Origin of the sequence: Thermogemmatispora sp. (genome assembly GCF_019683635.1) — a bacterium.
GTDB lineage: Bacteria > Chloroflexota > Ktedonobacteria > Ktedonobacterales > Ktedonobacteraceae > Thermogemmatispora.
This window is the reverse complement of record NZ_JADGIA010000015.1, coordinates 15,779-32,881: the sequence shown is the minus strand read 5'-3', so window position 1 is coordinate 32,881 and position 17,103 is coordinate 15,779. Positions and strand designations below refer to the sequence as shown.

13 protein-coding genes and 1 tRNA gene are annotated in these 17,103 nt (G+C 58.6%); 8 read left to right on the top strand and 6 right to left on the bottom strand.

Features of this window, described 5'->3' with window-relative positions; translation table 11 throughout:
* Nucleotides 1-162 precede the first annotated feature (162 nt).
* The 7 genes from IRZ31_RS03400 (at nt 163) to IRZ31_RS03370 (ending at nt 8,856) form a co-directional block, all read left to right on the top strand.
* Nucleotides 163-1,182: a hypothetical protein gene (locus tag IRZ31_RS03400; RefSeq protein WP_297149547.1), complete on the top strand. Its 1,020-nt coding sequence runs from the start codon at nt 163-165 to the stop codon at nt 1,180-1,182.
* Nucleotides 1,183-1,262: 80 nt separating this feature from the next.
* The gene (locus IRZ31_RS03395; RefSeq protein ID WP_297149545.1) at nt 1,263-2,612 is read left to right on the top strand and encodes an AAA family ATPase; all 1,350 of its coding nucleotides are present in this window, start codon (nt 1,263-1,265) and stop codon (nt 2,610-2,612) included.
* Nucleotides 2,613-2,618: 6 nt separating this feature from the next.
* Complete coding sequence (locus IRZ31_RS03390; protein ID WP_297149543.1) at nt 2,619-3,629, top strand: tetratricopeptide repeat protein; 1,011 nt, start codon at nt 2,619-2,621, stop codon at nt 3,627-3,629.
* A gap of 101 nt (nt 3,630-3,730) precedes the next feature.
* Nucleotides 3,731-5,731, top strand: coding sequence for a serine/threonine-protein kinase (locus tag IRZ31_RS03385; RefSeq protein WP_297149541.1), 2,001 nt, complete (start codon nt 3,731-3,733; stop codon nt 5,729-5,731).
* Nucleotides 5,732-6,037: 306 nt separating this feature from the next.
* Nucleotides 6,038-6,346, top strand: coding sequence for an antibiotic biosynthesis monooxygenase (locus IRZ31_RS03380; protein ID WP_297149539.1), 309 nt, complete (start codon nt 6,038-6,040; stop codon nt 6,344-6,346).
* Nucleotides 6,347-6,671: 325 nt separating this feature from the next.
* Nucleotides 6,672-7,166 carry a hypothetical protein gene (locus IRZ31_RS03375; RefSeq protein WP_297149537.1) on the top strand — a complete coding sequence of 165 codons (495 nt, stop codon included), beginning with the start codon at nt 6,672-6,674 and terminating at the stop codon, nt 7,164-7,166.
* A 670-nt stretch (nt 7,167-7,836) separates the two neighbouring features.
* Entirely contained in the window at nt 7,837-8,856 is a 1,020-nt protein-coding gene (locus IRZ31_RS03370; protein WP_297149534.1) for a site-specific integrase, read from the top strand.
* A gap of 194 nt (nt 8,857-9,050) precedes the next feature.
* Here the strand turns inward: IRZ31_RS03370 and IRZ31_RS03365 are convergent, their stop codons facing one another.
* The 3 genes from IRZ31_RS03365 to IRZ31_RS03355 form a co-directional block, all read right to left on the bottom strand.
* Entirely contained in the window at nt 9,051-9,638 is a 588-nt protein-coding gene (locus IRZ31_RS03365; RefSeq protein ID WP_297149532.1) for a hypothetical protein, read from the bottom strand.
* Between the two features lie 394 nt (nt 9,639-10,032).
* Entirely contained in the window at nt 10,033-12,609 is a 2,577-nt protein-coding gene (locus tag IRZ31_RS03360; protein ID WP_297149530.1) for a ComEC/Rec2 family competence protein, read from the bottom strand.
* Between the two features lie 34 nt (nt 12,610-12,643).
* Nucleotides 12,644-13,495 carry a helix-hairpin-helix domain-containing protein gene (locus IRZ31_RS03355; RefSeq protein WP_297149528.1) on the bottom strand — a complete coding sequence of 284 codons (852 nt, stop codon included), beginning with the start codon at nt 13,493-13,495 and terminating at the stop codon, nt 12,644-12,646.
* Between the two features lie 366 nt (nt 13,496-13,861).
* On the opposite strand from IRZ31_RS03355, the gene IRZ31_RS03350 reads away from it, so the two are divergent.
* Nucleotides 13,862-13,933 (top strand) — tRNA-Arg (locus IRZ31_RS03350).
* A 270-nt stretch (nt 13,934-14,203) separates the two neighbouring features.
* On the opposite strand, the gene IRZ31_RS03345 is transcribed toward IRZ31_RS03350, so the two are convergent.
* The 3 genes from IRZ31_RS03345 to IRZ31_RS03335 all read right to left on the bottom strand — a co-directional run bounded on the left by IRZ31_RS03345 (nt 14,204) and on the right by IRZ31_RS03335 (nt 16,739).
* On the bottom strand, nt 14,204-14,650 hold the full coding sequence (locus IRZ31_RS03345; RefSeq protein ID WP_297149526.1) for an Hsp20/alpha crystallin family protein: 447 nt from the start codon (nt 14,648-14,650) through the stop codon (nt 14,204-14,206).
* A 264-nt stretch (nt 14,651-14,914) separates the two neighbouring features.
* On the bottom strand, nt 14,915-15,709 hold the full coding sequence (locus tag IRZ31_RS03340; protein ID WP_297149524.1) for an ABC transporter permease: 795 nt from the start codon (nt 15,707-15,709) through the stop codon (nt 14,915-14,917).
* A gap of 43 nt (nt 15,710-15,752) precedes the next feature.
* Nucleotides 15,753-16,739, bottom strand: coding sequence for an ABC transporter ATP-binding protein (locus IRZ31_RS03335; RefSeq protein WP_297149522.1), 987 nt, complete (start codon nt 16,737-16,739; stop codon nt 15,753-15,755).
* Between the last annotated feature and the right edge of the window lie 364 nt (nt 16,740-17,103).

Here is a 17,103-nt window from a genome sequence, read left to right as displayed (position 1 = left end):
CGCCTGGTAGAAGCAAGCATAGCCGCCAGTGTAGAATAACAATAGGGGTTATTCTTCGCAGCAAGAGGAGCCTGCCAGTCCCCCTTGATAGCCAGCAAAGAGCAGTCCTGCTATAATAGCACCATGCCAAGAGATGGCATGAAGTGAGGGGAAGAGCACCTTATGGCCAGTCGCATGCCTTCACGCCTGCGAGCAAGCGACACACTTCGCTCGCTGTTGCGTCTTATACCCTGGAAGCTGCTGCTCCTCTTGATCCTGTTTGGGGCGATTGTCACCCCCGTTTTCAGCTATAGCCTCCACTTGGGGGATCGCATCATGCCGGCTATCAGCGGTTTTTTTTACGCGCTTGGGGTACCAACGACGCCGGTGCCGACACCCTATCCGGCCTTTGCCCAGGCCTTGCCACAGCCAGGCTCTGTGCTCTACACTGTACAGGAAGGGGACAACTGCGACGAGATCCTGACCGTTCAAATGCACATGATGGACGCCAGTCAGATCTTCAGTGATGCCAAACCGGAGACCGTGAGGGCTTTGAGTTCAGCCATCGGCAAAGATTGCCACAAGCTCCAGCCAGGGATGGTCGTCCGGCTCTCGCCGCAGTATCCTTTGATGGCTCTCGGCGGAATCATCCTCAAGGTGCGGCCCGCCACACCACCCCAGGTTCTGCCGACGCCGCTCATTCCCGTGCCGACTCCACCAGACCAGGGGATCGACTGCTCACAGGGCTGCACTATGCAGGTGCGTATCGCTCCGGGCGTCGTGGTCAATGTCGATGCTACGACCAGCGTGCCTGTGCAGAACGGTTCCTGGATCTGGGCCTTCGCTACCTATCCGCTGGCACATGTTACCGGGATGAGCAACTACCCCTATGCCAACCCTCAGACTTCGCTCAACGGCGCTACTCTGCACGCCTGTCAAATTCAGATCAACGACACCTACGATGACCATTCGTCCTCCTGCGACGAATTTCAGCCGAATACCATCGATGACGATGGAGGAGCCTGGTTGCTCGGCGTTGTCGGGCCAAGCAGCCTCGATCATTGGAAGCTTCCTCTGCATCTCCCCCAGGGGACCCGCGTCCTTCTCTGGCTCAGCCTGGACGCGCATGGCAATCTGACCTTCCACAAGGGGAACGAAGTCTATCGCTACGATGAGCAGCAGCAGATCTACGTACGGGTGTAGGCTGTCTGCCAGACAGCCTACACCCCTCTTTCTTGCTTGATCCTTCTCAAGCCAGGGTCTCAGTGAGGCAGAGCAAAGCGATGAGCAACCAGGAAGACGAACAGACTATTGAGATTCTCAAAGAAGCGCTGGCAGTCAGCCCTGAGAACGTTCCGCTACGAAGACATCTGGCCGAGCTACAGCTGCGACTGGGCCGGATCGAGGAAGCGATTGAGCAGTTCCAGGCCGTACTGGAGCGCAGTAACGATCACGCGAGCCGCGTTAATCTCGGGCGTGCCTACTATCAGCGCGGCGACTTCGAGCGCGCGGAGCAGCTTTTACAGACCGCTCTAGAGCAACAGGCCACTCCCGAGCTTTACCTGCTCCTTTCCAAAAATGCCTTCGCGCGCCAGGAGTACGGACGTGCAGGCCATTACTACGACCAGGCCCTGAAGGCGGACGAGAGCCTGCGCGAGAGCAGCTACGAAGAGGAGCTGGCCCGACAAGGCATAGTGATCAGAGGCAAGCTGCGCCTGCTGCGCTTTGCAGCAGTACAAGAGGAAGTGGAGGCCGACCAGGAGGTCGTTGAGAGGCCCACCATAAGCTTCAAGGACGTCGGCGGCCTGGAGGACATCAAAGAGCAGATTCGTATGCAGATTCTCTATCCGCTCCAGCAACCCGATCTCTTCCAACGCTTTGGGAGGCGCATTGGCGGCGGCATCTTGCTCTACGGGCCTCCTGGATGTGGAAAAACCTTTCTTGCGAGAGCCACAGCGGGAGAGAGCCAGTGTAGCTTCATTAACATTGCCATACACGATATTCTAGATATGTACATCGGGAACAGCGAGAAGAACCTCCACGGAATCTTCGAGCTGGCACGGCGCAATCGCCCGGCGATTGTCTTCATTGACGAGCTGGATGCCCTCGGAGGGAGCCGGCAACAAATGCGCTTCCACGGTCTCCGCATCCTCACCAATCAGCTGCTGCTAGAGCTAGACAGCATCTCCACGAATAACAGTGAGATCCTCGTGCTAGGAGCGACGAATAGCCCCTGGTTTGTCGACAGTTCCTTGCGCCGGCCTGGGCGCTTTGACCGCATCCTCTTTGTACCGCCCCCGGACCTGGAAGCGCGCTGCGCGATTCTGCGCCTCCTCCTGGAGGAGAAGCCTACCGAGGGCCTCGATTACCCCCAGCTCGCCAGGCAGATGGAGAAATTCTCCGGCGCCGATATTCGCGCTGTCTGTGAGCGGGCCACAGATGCCGTGCTGAGCGAAGCGCTCAAAACGGGCCAGCCACGCCCCCTGCGCACCAGCGATCTGCTAGCAGCTCTCAAACAGGTTCGTCCCTCGACGCTTGAATGGTTTGCCACCGCCAAAAATTACGCCACCTACAGCAACGAGGGCGGTCTCTACGACGACGTGCTCCGCTTCATGCAAAAGGCCAAGTGGTAAATGACCATGAGCGAAGAGACGAAGACGACCCAGGACGACGTGGCGATCAGAGAGAACTATAGGAAAGCCATTGTCGCTTTGAACCTCAAGCGGCCACAGCTGGCGCTGGAGCTGATGAGCAAGGTTCTGCACGCTCAGCCAGAGAACCCCCATGCCCTGGCCCTGATGGCAGTGGCGGCCATGCGGAACAAGGAATACGCCCAGGCTGAGGACGCCATACGAGAAGCCCTACGGCTTGATCCTCAGTCCAGCACGCACCATCTGCTGTATGGGATCATCCTGCTGGCGAAATCGCAACCACTGCTCGCTCAGACCGAGCTGGAGAAGGCTAGAGAGCTTCAACCGCTTAATCCCTGGCCCTACTACTTTCTGGGAGCAAGCTATCTCTCACTCAAGCCGTGGCCCGATGCAGACAAGGCTCGCCCCTACGTCTACAAAGCCGTGGAGCTCGATCCCGAAGAGGCCCGCCTGCAGGCCCTGCTCGCACACCAGGCCAGCATCGATGCTAATCTGGCCCTGGCACAGCAAGCCTACCTTCGCGCTCTGGCACTCGACCCACAGAATGCCGCGATCCTCAGTGACTACGGCGATTTCCTGCTCAACTACCAGGCCCGGCCTCAGCAGGCCCTGCACCTTCTCAAGGAGGCAGTCCGCCTGGACCCTGAAGAGAAAACGACGCAGCAGCGCCTGCTACAGGCTATCCGGGCGGCCCACCCACTCTACCAGCCTATTCTCAGCTATCGCACTGTTCTTCAGCGCCTGTCACCCTCCCTCAGAAGGGGTTTCGGCTGTGGGGCGGCACTCTTCATCCTCGTCATAGGGAGATTAATCCTCTTCTTAATCAAAAATATCTCAGACATCGCTTTTACAAAGGGAAATCCTCAGTTATTAAGTATAGCTATTGTCCTGATTTGCCTCGGTTTGTTGATTATCGCTCCCTTCGGATTATTCATGATCTACCGTGCCGTCATGCCACCGCTCTTGCTCTTTCTTATCAAGCGCGGTTGGATCAAGTAACGAAAGGGAGGGTCAACCGTTGTATCTATAGGGAGATGCCCCCTAGCGGCGGGCAAGATAGCATTCTCCAAGACCGTGAGACTTCAATCGGGAGAAGATGCATGGCAGGTCTGGAGGGAAAGACCCTCGAACGCTATGAATTACGTCGGCTCATTGGCAAAGGAGGCATGGCCGATGTCTATGAGGGCTACGACCTGGCGGTTGAGCGCACCGTGGCGATCAAGGTATTCAAGCGAGAAGACGAGGAGCTGCTGCGACGCTTTATCCGCGAGGCGCGCCTGATGGCCTCGCTCAAGCACGAGCATCTGGTGCCGATTTATGACACCGGCTCGGGCGAGATTGATGGCCTGACCTGGTACTACATTGTGATGCCTTTCATGGAAGGAGGAACGCTACGGGCCCGCATCCGGCAGGGGCCGCTTCCGCTGAGCGAAGCCTGCCGCAGTCTGCGCGAGATTGCCGCGGCCCTCGACTACATCCATCGTCAGGGAATCATCCATCGTGATATCAAGTCCTCTAACGTGCTGCTCGACGCCGACGGGCACTGCTACCTCTCCGATTTTGGCATCGCGCGCACTACCAGCGACGCCACGCAGCTCACCAGCACCGGTAACGTGCTTGGAACCGTCGAATACGTTGCGCCGGAGTTGTTCGAGGGGGACAACCGGGCCAACGTACGTAGTGACCTTTACTCGCTTGGGGTCCTGCTCTTCGAGATGGTCACCGGGCGCCTGCCATTCACCGCAGAGAATCCCATCGCGGTCGTCACGATGCACATCAGCAAGCCACCTCCGCCGCCGCACCTCTATGCCTCCCAGATCAGTCCCGCAGTCGAGCAAGTGATTCTCAAAGGATTGGAGAAGCGGCCCGAGCTACGTTATAGCAGCGCCAGCGAGCTGGCTGAGGCATTCTGTCAGGCCGTAGCCAGCAGCAGCCGGGCTTTGGCCAGAGGAGCCACAGCCCAGCAGTACCAGGATTGGGCCCAGGCCAGCACCCATAGCGCAGGCCCCCCAGGGGCAGGGGCGCCACAGCCACTGGTGCTGCGCAGCATGGGTAGCGTTGGTACACCTGCTCCGCCTCAACCAACCTCTTACCCTCTTCCTGGGTCAACCAACGCTGCAGCAACCGTGCCGCCTCCATTGGGTGCAGGCTATCCTGACTATGGACAGCAGCAGTATTATAGACAATATGAGCAATATCGGTCACAGGCAGGCACGGCCTCCTCGCGCCGGGGCCTGCTCATTGCCAGCCTGGCCCTCGTCCTGCTCCTTGCCATCTCCATTCCCTTAGCACTGGCCTTCTTCTCCTCGCCACATCAGGGAACGAACGGAAGTCCCACGGCCTCCAGCGGCCAGTCCAGCGGACAGCAGCAGACACCCACAGCCACGCCTAACCTGACCGCTACCGCACAGGCTCAGGCTACTGCGACCGTCGAGGCTCAGGTGCAAGCCACGCGTACAGCGATGGCCGGGGCTACGGCCACCGCCCAGGCCCAGGCTACCGCGACCGCGGCGGTCTGGCAGACCGCCACCGCCGGCAGGTTGGTCTATAGCGATGCGCTGACCAACGCCGATAATCCGGCGACCAGGCAAGCTAACTGGGACCGCAGCAGCCATTGTCTCTTTGGAGGCGATGGCTACCACGTTGTTCAGGCTGTTAGCCTGACAACAACGCAGCGTATTTGCCATGAAGCGAACTATAGTTACGGGAATATCGCCCTCAGCGTGCAGATGAAGATCCTCAGCGGCGCCTCGGGGGGCGTTTTCATTCGCCTCCACCCTAACCTCTTCAGCCTCTCCTCAGGTTATCTCTTCGAGGTTGACAGCCAGGGCCGTTATCGGATCGCCAGATTCGACGGGGGCCTCGAACAACCTTTCGCTGACTGGACCACCTCCCCAGCCCTGCAGTCTGGAACTGGTGTAGCAAATACGCTGCAGATCATCGCCAACGGGAGTAGCCTCTCCTTCTATGCCAACAACGTTTATTTGACCACAGTTAGCGATAACAGCTATACAGAAGGCAATATCGGTTTTCTTGGCACAGCGGGCGAGAACGATGCCAACGTGGTCTATAGCAACCTGGCTATCTACGCGCTAAGCTGAGCCATCAGCAGCCACTGCCGTCTAGGACAGCGCCGCCTGCCGGTGCTATGCCTCTCGACCTTTTTTCTGGCGGGACGAGCCAGGCCAACGGCAGCCAGCCAGGAAGCTACCTGGCCAGGATAGAGACGCGCCGCCAAGCTGGCTTGAGCGAAAGCTGGCTGGCGGCGTCTCGCTTTTCTGGTCGCGTCATAGTGCCCATAGCTGTGCTTGCCACAGGCCTGGGTTACGGGGTACAACAACAGCATCGGCCCGGTATCCGATGCGGCAATGTCCTTGATTGCAGTCAGACTGAAAGGAAAATATTCCATGTACGGAACAATCGCCCACTGTCGGATCAAGCCCGGAGCAGAGGCACAGCTCCTGGCAGAGCTACGCGAGTTTGAGCAGGCGCATGTGCCTGGAACCGTTGCAACGCTTGTCTACCGCATGGATGCCGATGGCCGCGAGTGCTATATTGCAGTAGCGTTCAGCGACAAAGAAGCCTACCTGGCCAACGCTCGCAGCGAGGAGCAGGATCAGCGTTATCGGCAGATGCTACGCTGGCTAGAGGGACCACCGGAGTGGCATGACGGCGAGATAGTGGCCTATCTGGGGCTGCCAGTACAAAGCAGGTAGCCAGAGCAGGCGACCTAGCTCCATCTGACCTGGCTTTCAGGGCCAGACAAGCGGTCCTGTTAGTCTGAGCTTTGATAACACAAGGGCGATGTCAACCGCTTTCTCTTGCGCGCAGCACGGAGTGACAGCGAGGGCGGCAGGCATCGCCCTACTGGCAATAGCCCGGCTTATGTGGTATCGTAAATAGCGGAAGGATACAGAATCCGACTCTCCTGGTCTTGCCTAGCAGCAGCATTGAGGCACGACGCTGCTCCATCGCAACGCAGTACCAGGAGAAGAGGCCAGAGCAGGTGGTCTCAGTCCTGGGAAGGACGGTTGACAAGCTATGAAAAAAGCGGAACGCAAGCGCTCGCCGTTACTAGCCACTCTGGGGGATCTGAATCGGCCTCTACGCGTTCGCCCGGTGCGTCTGTGGGGACGCGAATGGTGGGCCATTGCCCCAGAGGATACCTGGCCCGGCATGGTTATGGACCTGCGTCGCCTGGGCTTTGAAGCCACGGCCTGGGGAGAGGAAGTACTTGTGCGCGAGAGCGCGCCAGCTTACGAGCCGCAGCTCGAAGGTCCGGCTGCGCCAGAAGGACTACGCGCCTTCCCTACGATGCGGCCCACCATCCGTGTCTGGAAGGAGTCCCGACCGGCGCGCTACAGCGACTGGGGGCGTGTGGTCAGCGCTGAGGAGAGCGAGGAGGTGGATGAGGAGTTCGAGCCAGAGGATCTGGAGGTACCCCTTTACTCTGTGGACAGCGAGGAAGAGGTAGAGGAGACAGGTAGCCTGGAAGCAGAAGGGGAGTCGGAAAGCCAAGAGAGCAAACCAGAGTAATCGCCTGGACCACCTGACACGCCTCATCCGTTTGAGCGCCTGGCCTGAGTGAGTGATGAGTGGTCAGGTGTCGCTGGCCGGTCTACTCTACGTCAGAGCCAGGACCGCCTGGCGCTCTTTTAGCACTACAGCAAGACAGCGCCTATCAGCTAAAGACCTCAGCCGATTGCTCCTCCACAATGCCAGGACAATTCGGGTGAGGTCTCTTGTTTCTTCTCCACGGCTGCGGTATGCCTTGAGTGAAGCCCTTGCAGGGGGCAGGCCACCAAGAGAGTGACTGGTATCCTTCCCCCTATCTGGGGAACGGAAGATTGCCTCAATGACTCCCCATCCAGAGCCAGACCCTGTGCTTGAAACCTTCCCCCTGCCTCTGCTAGCAAGGAGCTGCCGCCACCGTCAGGTCTATAGATCACGCGCACCGTGAGGCCAGGCTCGCCACAACGATCACCGTGAACAGAACAGCACACGCAGGCGTCTCCTTCAGGTCAAAGAACCATCCTCTGCGGGTATTGCGAGAGGAGCGCAAGCCCTCCTCACTTGAGGAACAACGAGCAGGGGAAAGGAGTCACAGGAAGCGAGTGCGAAGGTTGAACAGTGCTGGCTTCTCCTGCTATAATGAAATACAAAAAGAACAGCTTCAGAGCATGAAACTACCACTGGAGAGCAGCTCATGCACGAGGATAGTCAGAAGAAGCGGCCAACGGAGAGCGTAGCGCAAGAAGAGTCCGTTGTGGTACAAGCTGGTCTTTTCCCTGGAGCTACGCAGGTCGTCACGCAGCCAGCGGACCCGCGTGAGGTCCCCTTTCCCCCGCTGGTGCGTACTCAGCCTTTGACAGAGCAGTCCAGTCTGGCAGCCTGCGCTTTACCCTATCAGCAGGAGCTGAAGCTGCGGGGAAAATCGAACTATACCGTTACCTGCTTTCTTTCTGACCTCAAGATGTTCACCGAATTCATGGGGCCAGAGACACCGGTTGGTAGAATCACCAAAGAGGACCTCATCGACTGGCTCATGAAGTTAAAATTTGGCAACAAAGATCATACGCCAGCTCCCAAGACTATGGCGCGGCGTGTCACCTTTCTTAAGAACTTCTTTTCCTGGCTGGCAGGCGAAGGGGTGATCCGTGAAGACCCATCGGCAAGCCTCATCCTGGAACGCCCGCTGCCTCCGCTGCCGGAGCTTCTATTTGAGGAAGAGATTGAGCGGCTGCTCAAAGCGGCAGCCGAAGATGTGCGCTGCCTCTGCCTGATCTACCTGACGCTGCATGCGGGTCTCAAAAAAGAAGAAATCATGATTCTCAAGCCAGAGCACATCGACCTCTCCAATCCACAGCAGCCGTTAGTGAGTATCCATTTCCCTCCCTCAACAGGTAAGCAGCACCGCGAGCGCAGCCTGGTCTTGCCAGCCGAGTTTACCGACATTGTGCGAGAGTATTTAGGAAAATACCAACATCAGCCAGGCGAGACACTCTTTAACTGCACCGATCGCAATCTCAACTATATTTTGGCTCGCGCGGTCAAAGCAGCCGGCATCAAGAAGCGGGTGACTCTACAACTGTTGCGCGATACCTTTGCTGTTCGCCAGCTGCGAGCTGGGGTCTCTTTTGAGACACTGCGCGAGCGGCTGGGTCTCTCTGATGAAGCCTGGCTCGAATCGCGAGAGAAGTATCGGCGCCTGGCCTTTCCCGTCTGACTGCTCTACAGAGGTCGTCACTGTTCTACGAGGACGGTCTCTACCAGAGAGATCGAGGGCTACAGCTACAGGGCAGGGCAACCCCGAGCCAGCTGCTCAGTAGCGAGTCAAGGGCAATGGTGCAGTTGTTTCTCTCCACTACCGTCTTTGTCTTCTAGGTGAAGATAGAGATACTCCTTCCTGATCTAATTGTTTTACCACTGGCGCTGCGGTGGAGGCGGCATCGGTGGAGGCGGCACCGGCATTAAGCGACGAGCAGCCAGGCGATCCAGATAGTTATTCAACAGCACGCTATTGATCACCAGTCCCACAATCAGCAAGAGCTTGAAACCGCAGCATACCGGCCAGAAGATCAAGGAGACCAGTAGGAGTGGCCAGAGAACCACAATGCTGCCGACCAGGAGCAGCACCCCAGGGAGGGTCTCACCGACCATTAGCCAGCCAATGCCGTAGATATTCAAAAGAAGAGATAACAAAAGCTCGACAATGAGAGGTGCCACCTCCTTTTGCGGTTGCACGACCATCACATTGACCTGCTGAGGTGGAGAATAGGGAGTAGGCGACAAGGAAGCCTGTTGAGGCCAGGGATCAGCACGGGAACCAGGGCTAGAACCTGGCCAGCCGCTGGTGCTATAGTACGAAAATGGCTCGCCTGTGCTCCCTGGCGTCTCAGGGCCTCCCGCCGGGGTATAGTCGCCGGAGGCCGTGGTCAGCGAGCCGCAGACGGGACAGATCGCCACATGGTGAGAGCTATCATAGCCACAGCGTTCACAGCGGCTCATAAGACGGAGATGCTCCTTCCTTTGCTATCCTGACTAATTGCCAATGACTCCCCCTATGATAGCATGGACAACCCCGATAGCAATAGTCTTGTTGCTTATTGCCTGTCCCGTCCCCCCATATCAGCAGCAGATGGATGAACAGAACCGATTAGCCTGATGAGATCCAAGCCTTTGTTTTATCTCAGTAGTTCTGTGGCAGCAAGAAGCTCAGCCCGGCAGTTGTAGCAAACATAGCGCCATCCTTGCTTTCCACCGAGGCAGTTTCCAAGCAGCCTTCTTCGGAGAGTTCGAGCCTTTCTCATCTCATCTATTTTTCTCATACAATGCCCGAGAGACGGTAGCTTTCAGAGCATCTCTTCTTGCCGAATGAGCCGCGACCTACCGAGCAAGGCAATCATGGGGCAGCCAGGCCAAAAGACCAGCCAGTCGAACTGGTCTGCACTGTGAAGGCAGCCGGCGCTCTTAGCAAAAACGTATGGCTCAAGCCTGGAGGAACAAAGGGCCACTCGCCAGCCCCAACCACAACGGGCTTTTGCATCGCTGCTGGCGAGCGATGAGCCGTCACGTTCACCACCAGTAGGGATGGATGCACCTGCTCCAGCAGGCGAGAGAAAGCGGGGGGTGGCCGCTGGCCGGCAGTCAGCGCGGCCAGCACCACATTGTCCTGACCTGTAGAGGATGATCTGAGAGCGGTTAGCAAGCCACTGAGCGCATAGGCGCTCTGCGCTGCCTCACCCAGGAGCAAGAGGCGCAAACCCGGAGCAACCAGGCGCAGGACCAGAGCGTTATTGCGCGCCTCATCGCCTCCACGGTGGAGGGGAGATGGAGGCCAGAGCACCTCCAGACGCAGATTCGGCCCAGGAGAGAGCACCTGGCCCTGACGGAGCGTCTGGTAGGGGATGCCATCTTCCCGGAGGGTACGACGCCAGAGTGCGTAGGCCGCCCCTGGGTGTAGCACCCCCCCGTCGAGGGCTTGACCGATCTCAAAGCGCGATGCCGCATCCTGGAGGCCTGTTAAGTGAGAGAGCAAAGGAGTGGACAGCACCAGCCAGTCAATGTGGCGTTGCCACAAGGGCAGGCGGCGATCCAGTACCTGAGCGAGGGTCGTCGCATCAGGGCCGCCGTCGATCAAGAGCAGGCCCCCGTGAGCCATCTGGACCAGTATCGCTGGCCCAGTGCTTCCCGCAGGGGACGCTAACGAGAAGACCGTCACCAGCAGTCCAGTGCTGTCCCGGCTTAGCAGCGCTCGCAGGCCCGTCGCCAGCAGGAGCAAGAGCGCCAGGGCTACCTGTCCTCCAAGCAGCAAGCCCCGATGGCGGCTATGCCCTTTCGCTGGCTTTGATCGATTTGTTCCAGCCTGCTTGAGGCCATTCTCAGGTGATGAGACGAACAAAGACGGGCAGGAACGCCAGCCCACCCCCAACGCTCCAGCCAAAATCGCATAGTAGCCCCAGGCCAGCGGAACCGAGAGCGGCCAGCCAGTCGTACTCAACCAGGCCAACGGAAGTCGAGCGCAGAGAGCCACAGCGCCGATTACATAATGCAGAGGGAACCAGGCCAGCCAGCCCACAGCCACGGCCAGCGGAAAGCTCACAGCCCCTAGCAGACAGATCGCTACTCCCAGCAAGAGCAACAGCTCCAGCAAAGGGACCGTCAACACATTAGCCAACGGCGCCACAAACGAAAGCTGAGCAAAGGTCAGAGCGAAGACCGGCAAGGTTGCTATCTGAGCAGCCAGAGTGACCGCCAGAGCCTCTACCAGCAGCGAACCAGCCGGGAAACGCTCCAGCCGCAGCAGAGGTCGGGTAAAGAGGGGAGCAAGGAGTACAATCCCCAATGTTCCCAGAAACGAGAGCTGGAAACCGCTATCCCACAGGATAAACGGATCGACAAGGCTCATTACCAGAGCTGTCGCCGCCAGAGCGCTATATACATGGTAGTAGCGCCCCAGACGGGGGGCAAGAACCAGGAGCGCCCCCATGAAACCAGCTCGCAAGGCCGCTGGCCCTGCGCCACTGAGTACTGTATAGGCAGCAATTGCCAGCAGCTGGAGCAGACAGAGCAGCCACAGCCAGCGCTGAGAGCGCCGACGTTGAGCTGGCAGGAGGCGCCAATCGTCAGGCTTCTGGCGAGCCAGGGGCTGCAACGGTAGTGCCATCAGGCCGGCGAGTAGCGTCACCTTAAAGCCACTGGGAACAATCAAATGAGCAGTGCCCGTCACATTGAACAGGGGTGTCAGTGGCTGCAGAGCAGGCGTCCGTAAGCCGAGCAGGATCGCCACCAGCAGCGCTGCCTCGGGCTGAGGCAAAGCTCTTGCAATCAAAGCCGCCAGCCGGAAGCGGAGCGTATAGAGCAAAGCCAGCAAAGGATTCCCTCCGTGCTGCCTGACCGAGAGGCGAGGGAACGCCATCAACGCCTGCAGATCTGGAGCGTCATCGTTTGCTGGTGGCACGAGGTGCCCGCGCAGCAGGACCTCATCGCCGTAAGCTGGACCATAGGGATCATCGAGCAAGGTGCCAGAAGTGAAAACAGCGATCTCGCCATGCCGTGGCTGCCAGTGCAAGCCGCCATCGCTACTCACCTCGGCTACACTTACCGTGAGGCGACGGGCATGGCCCTCCAGGGCAGGAGGTGCACTCACCTCGCCGCGGACAACCATCTCGCTGGTCCCCGCAGCGGAACGCAGCAAACTGACCACAGACTGTGGATCATGACGAGGATCGGCCAGCGCCATGTGCCAGGCACCAACGAGTAAGGCTGACAGGAAGAGCAAAAGCCCCCCCGTCATCTCCCAGCGGCGCCAGCTAACAACGGTTGCCAGTACCGTTGCCAGGAGTGGCAGCGGGAGCCAGCGCGCGGGAAGCTGCAGCCAATAGGCAAGCATTATTCCTGCCAGCCAGCCCGAGGAGGCGACCATTAGCGGTAGCCTCCGCAACCGTAGCAGAGCTTCTCTCAGGAGCAGCAACGACATGACAATCCCCTCTTTCCCTACAGCTCTACATCCCTTAGACCGTTACCAGATTCTTAATTCGGTCGTAAATCGAGCGGCTCACGACCTGGAGAAGTTGGTCGACTGACGTATAGGCACCATGCTGGAGGCGATAATTCACAATATTCTCAGCAGTTGTCGTACTGACATGCAATTGCTGACGTAGCTCATCGACGCCGGCAGTGTTGATATTCACCAGAGCTGAGGAAGGGGCAGCAGGACTGCTGGAGGCAGAGCTGGCACCTTCCTGTGCTGATCCATTGACAGCAATGGGTGGAGAGACCTCACCAACTCGTGTTACATAAATTTCCTCGCCGTCGTGGAGTACAGCAGCCAGATTGAGAGCTACCAGATTGGCCTCGGGCAGGGGACCACCTGCGGCCTGCAGTAACTGATAGACGCGGGCCCCTGCGGGCAGCGTATAGACCCCAGGATGGCGAACAGCTCCGACAATATAAACCTCAATACTGGCAGTGGGCGTCAGTGTCGTGGCAGGAGCAACCGTCGCTGTGGCGGTCACCACGGGCACCCGACCCTCTGCTGAAGCTGGTGTCAGCGCAGCCGCTGTGCCGCCAGATGGAGCTGATACCAGAGGTGCCTCAGCAGGCGCCGCTTCCTGCCAGAGCAGATAGAGTGTCACCGCCAGCACCACAGAGAGCACCAGCGCCACCGCCCGGAGCACTCGCTGCCTGACCTTTGGGGGAGCAGCCGGGACAGGCAGCTTCAGTGTCTCAGCCAGCGCTAGCTCTTCTTCGCGGCGTCCGTAGCTCTCCGCAGCGGGGGTTATAACTTCAGAGAATCGCGAATGGCCTTCAAGGCCAACGGGTAGAGTAGGTGAGGAGGATAGAGGTTTGTGGCTATTTTCCATAGACCAACCCTTTCTACGTATTCCCTGTTCCCTGAAAATATGGAGGCATGATAACACGGCGTTTATCGATCTGTCAATAGTTAAATGCGGCAATCTAATCATGAAGCGGACAGATTAAATAATCAGTTAAGAAGCAAGCAGTAAAAGAAGGGAGAGGCTGGTCAAGGGAGGGAATTGATCAGGGAAGCCGGGTGAAGCGGCTCCATGCGGGAAAGGCGAGCGCCTGATCGGGAACAGCCAGTGAGAGGGGAGGCCACAAGAGAAGGAGCAGCGCCAGAGCCTGACGGTAGCGTATCCCTGCGGTAGGTATCCTTGTGAAAATGGTGACCTACGTTGACAGATATGGTATAATCGTGGATGGAGCAGGTCCCCGTAGCTCAGTGGATAGAGCACCGGTCTCCGGAACCGGGCGCGCAGGTTCGATTCCTGTCGGGGACACCGGTAGCGATATCCTTTTGTCGGTATCTCCCAATCGCCTAGCTAGAAGCCTGCACAGTCTCAAATCAGGAGTCAAGGCTGTGCAGGTCTTTTTTTGGGGAGGACATGATAAGCGGGCACCAGCTATATGCGACCTCTCGGCGTCCTGCCAGATCCAGAGCTGAAATAAAAAACCCTCACCGTCGTCAGAAAACGGTGAGGGTTGTGGCTTTGACTGGCCACGTCTCCGTGATCTCAGTCTGTCTGTGCGCTACAAGCCAGCGTTCAAGTTCAGGCGGCCTTGACACGGATCTTCTTCGGCTTGCTCGCCTCGCCGAAGGGAACGTTCACAGTCAACACGCCGTTCTCGTACCTGGCCTCGATCTTCCCGCTATCAATGTCCTTCGGGAAGGTAATCGTCCGCGCGAAGCTACCGCTGCGAATCTCCCGCACATGCCACTGACCACGCTGCTCCTCCACCTCCTCGCGCGGCACCTCCGCCTTGAGCGTCAGCGTGTTGCCGGTGACATTCACCTCCAGCTGCTCAGGCTTCACGCCGGGGATCTGCGCCTGAACCTGATAGCCGTGCTCATTCTCGCGCACATTGATGGGGATGGTCGCCGAAGCCTCATCCCAGCGCCAGCCAGGCGCCACAAAGCTCTCCTCAAAGAGCCGATTGATAGCATCCCGCAGGCTGATTACCTCGCGGAAAGGATCGTAGCGGATGATGTCGACCATAGCCGCCCACCTCCTTTCGCACGATTGCCAGGCTTATGTTCCTTGCGCTTCGGGTCTTGTGAGCCTCCGCCGCTCTTCACGGCTGGCTCCCTCTTTCCTTTCTCCTTCTCCGGCTCGCCAGGATCGTCTCGCTAAGAGACGACCACCAGCCGTTTTGCTGCTCCGTTTGACCTCTCTGTTGAGAAGCTCCTGCTCATGCCCTCTTTTTGGGGCTTCCACCTCACAAAAACAATGAGATGATTTCATTTATTCCCACAGATAGCGCTACTCCCAACGGAAAGTCCTGATAGCGATCGCCAGGATGAGAATCATCCAGATCAGCAGTGTCAGCAGGGCCGTGCCGGGGAAAGGAGCGCCGGCAGTCAGAGCAGCTTGCAGCGACTGAGTGAAGGCCGCAGCTGGCAGATACTGAGCCAGAGCCGCCAGGGGAGCCGGTAGGTGGTCAAGGGGCAGAATACCGCCCCCAATGAGCAGAAAGAGCAGATAGAGGCCGTTGGCCACTGCCAGGGTTGTCTCGGCGCGCAAGCTCCCGGCCATTGCCAGCCCCAAAGCAGCAAAGGTAATGGTTCCCAGAGCCAGCACCAGAATGGCCAGGCCGGGCGAACCAACGGGGCGCCAGCCATAGAAGAGCAAGGCAATGCCCACTAGCAGGACTACTTGTAGCACCTCTAGCAGCAGCACAGCGGCAATTTTCGCGGCAATGAGACCGCTCCGCGGAAGAGGCGTCGCCCCTAAGCGTTTGAGCACACCGTAGTACCGCTCATAGGCGGTCGAGATGCCCAGGTGGACCATGCCCGAGGCCATGATGGCTAAAGCCAGGATGCCGGGCAAAAGAAAGTTGATGACCGAGCCTGTGCTCACAGGAATGATCTTGAGCGAGGCGAAAAAGACCAGGAGAATCACCGGGAGAATGAGAGTGACGAGAATGTTTTCACCGCGGCGCGAGGTCAACAGAAGCTCAGCTTTGAACTGAGCCCCAACCTGACGGAGGAATGGAGCTGCTTGCGCCGGCTGTGGCTGCACCTGCCCACTCTGGCCCGTATTAGCAAGGGTTGTCATAGTTTCACCTCCACAAAGAGCGCTTGAGGACCTGCCTTTCCCCTCATTCACGCATCTCGGAGCCGGTCAGACGGAGGAATAGCTCTTCGAGCGAGCCATGACCGACACGCAATTCAGTCAGGGTGATGCCCCGATCGCGCAACCAGGCTGTGAGATCAGCCAGGACCGCGGGCATGCTTTGGGGCGCCGTTTCGAGCAGGTAGCTGCCGGGACGCACTTCCTCGGCGCGTTGGACACCAGGTAAGGCCGCTAGAGCACGGCAATCGAGGCCGGCAGGGGCGACAAAGCGTACCATAGTAGCGCTGTCAACGCCAGTCAGCCGATCGGGGGTGTCCAGAGCTATGAGCCGGCCATGATCGATGATGGCTACGCGGTCGGCCAAACGCTCAGCTTCGTCCATCAGGTGGGTAGTCAACAAGATAGTAACTCCCTGAGCCTTGAGATCGCGAATGATCTCCCAGGTAGCCAGGCGAGCCTGGGGGTCCATGCCTGCGGTAGGCTCGTCGAGAAAGAGCAGCTGGGGATTGCCGACGAGGGCCAGAGCGAGGGCCAGGCGACGCTTCTGACCGCCAGAAAGCCGGCGACAGATGGTTTTGGTGCCAGGGTCGATACCGACACGTTCCAGGAGCTGATCAATGGGCTGGGGCTGCCGATAGTAGCCGGCAAAGAGGCGCAACACTTCCCGCGGGCGTAGCATGGGATAAAGGCCATCCTGCTGGAGCATGACGCCAATGAGCGGCTTGAGACGTGTAGCATCCCGGATCGGGTCCAGCCCAAGGACGCGTACATTCCCCCCATCAGGGCGACGGTAGCCCTCTAGAGTCTCAACGGTGGTGGTTTTGCCGGCCCCATTAGGCCCCAGGAGAGCAAAGACTTCTCCCCGTCGCACGCTGAAACTTAGTTCGTCAACGACACGTCGTCCGTTATAGCTTTTGCAGAATCTATCTACGACGATGGCCGCCTCTGCTCCCTCGGGTGAGGCTGCAAGATCGGCCATCTGTCCCGTCGTCTGCGCATGAGCAGACATCATGGTCGGTCTCTCCTTGGTGTGGTCAGCTGAGGCTGGCACCGCTTGCTTCTCATGGCCAGCCCCATTGATAATACACTACCGCAGCCGCTGCTCTCTGACAAGGTGAGTTCGGGGAAACTGTCGCCCCAGGCTTGCAATTCTTCAAGCAGTGCATTACAATATGCATATCATACAATTCATATCTTTTCTGCTATACAAGAAATGAGAGGCTTGGGCAGGGTGAGAGAAACGCTGCGTGGGGACGTGACTGTAGCAGGTGAGCTGTCTGTGATTCGTCAGGGGCAGTGGCCCAGAGAGGAAGACCGCGGCGGGCGCGCAGAGGGCGACTGTCTGCAGAGAGCAGAGGCCCCGCGCCGGCTATGGC

Excerpts from the sequence above, each read along its gene's own strand:
- IRZ31_RS03400 (WP_297149547.1), top strand. The coding sequence starts at position 163 with ATGGCCAGTCGCATGCCTTCACGCCTGCGAGCAAGCGACACACTTCGC.
- IRZ31_RS03395 (WP_297149545.1), top strand. The coding sequence starts at position 1,263 with ATGAGCAACCAGGAAGACGAACAGACTATTGAGATTCTCAAAGAAGCG.
- IRZ31_RS03390 (WP_297149543.1), top strand. The coding sequence starts at position 2,619 with ATGAGCGAAGAGACGAAGACGACCCAGGACGACGTGGCGATCAGAGAG.
- IRZ31_RS03385 (WP_297149541.1), top strand. The coding sequence starts at position 3,731 with ATGGCAGGTCTGGAGGGAAAGACCCTCGAACGCTATGAATTACGTCGG.
- IRZ31_RS03380 (WP_297149539.1), top strand. The coding sequence starts at position 6,038 with ATGTACGGAACAATCGCCCACTGTCGGATCAAGCCCGGAGCAGAGGCA.
- IRZ31_RS03375 (WP_297149537.1), top strand. The coding sequence starts at position 6,672 with ATGAAAAAAGCGGAACGCAAGCGCTCGCCGTTACTAGCCACTCTGGGG.
- IRZ31_RS03370 (WP_297149534.1), top strand. The coding sequence starts at position 7,837 with ATGCACGAGGATAGTCAGAAGAAGCGGCCAACGGAGAGCGTAGCGCAA.
- IRZ31_RS03365 (WP_297149532.1), bottom strand. The coding sequence starts at position 9,638 with ATGAGCCGCTGTGAACGCTGTGGCTATGATAGCTCTCACCATGTGGCG.
- IRZ31_RS03360 (WP_297149530.1), bottom strand. The coding sequence starts at position 12,609 with ATGTCGTTGCTGCTCCTGAGAGAAGCTCTGCTACGGTTGCGGAGGCTA.
- IRZ31_RS03355 (WP_297149528.1), bottom strand. The coding sequence starts at position 13,495 with ATGGAAAATAGCCACAAACCTCTATCCTCCTCACCTACTCTACCCGTT.
- IRZ31_RS03345 (WP_297149526.1), bottom strand. The coding sequence starts at position 14,650 with ATGGTCGACATCATCCGCTACGATCCTTTCCGCGAGGTAATCAGCCTG.
- IRZ31_RS03340 (WP_297149524.1), bottom strand. The coding sequence starts at position 15,709 with ATGACAACCCTTGCTAATACGGGCCAGAGTGGGCAGGTGCAGCCACAG.
- IRZ31_RS03335 (WP_297149522.1), bottom strand. The coding sequence starts at position 16,739 with ATGATGTCTGCTCATGCGCAGACGACGGGACAGATGGCCGATCTTGCA.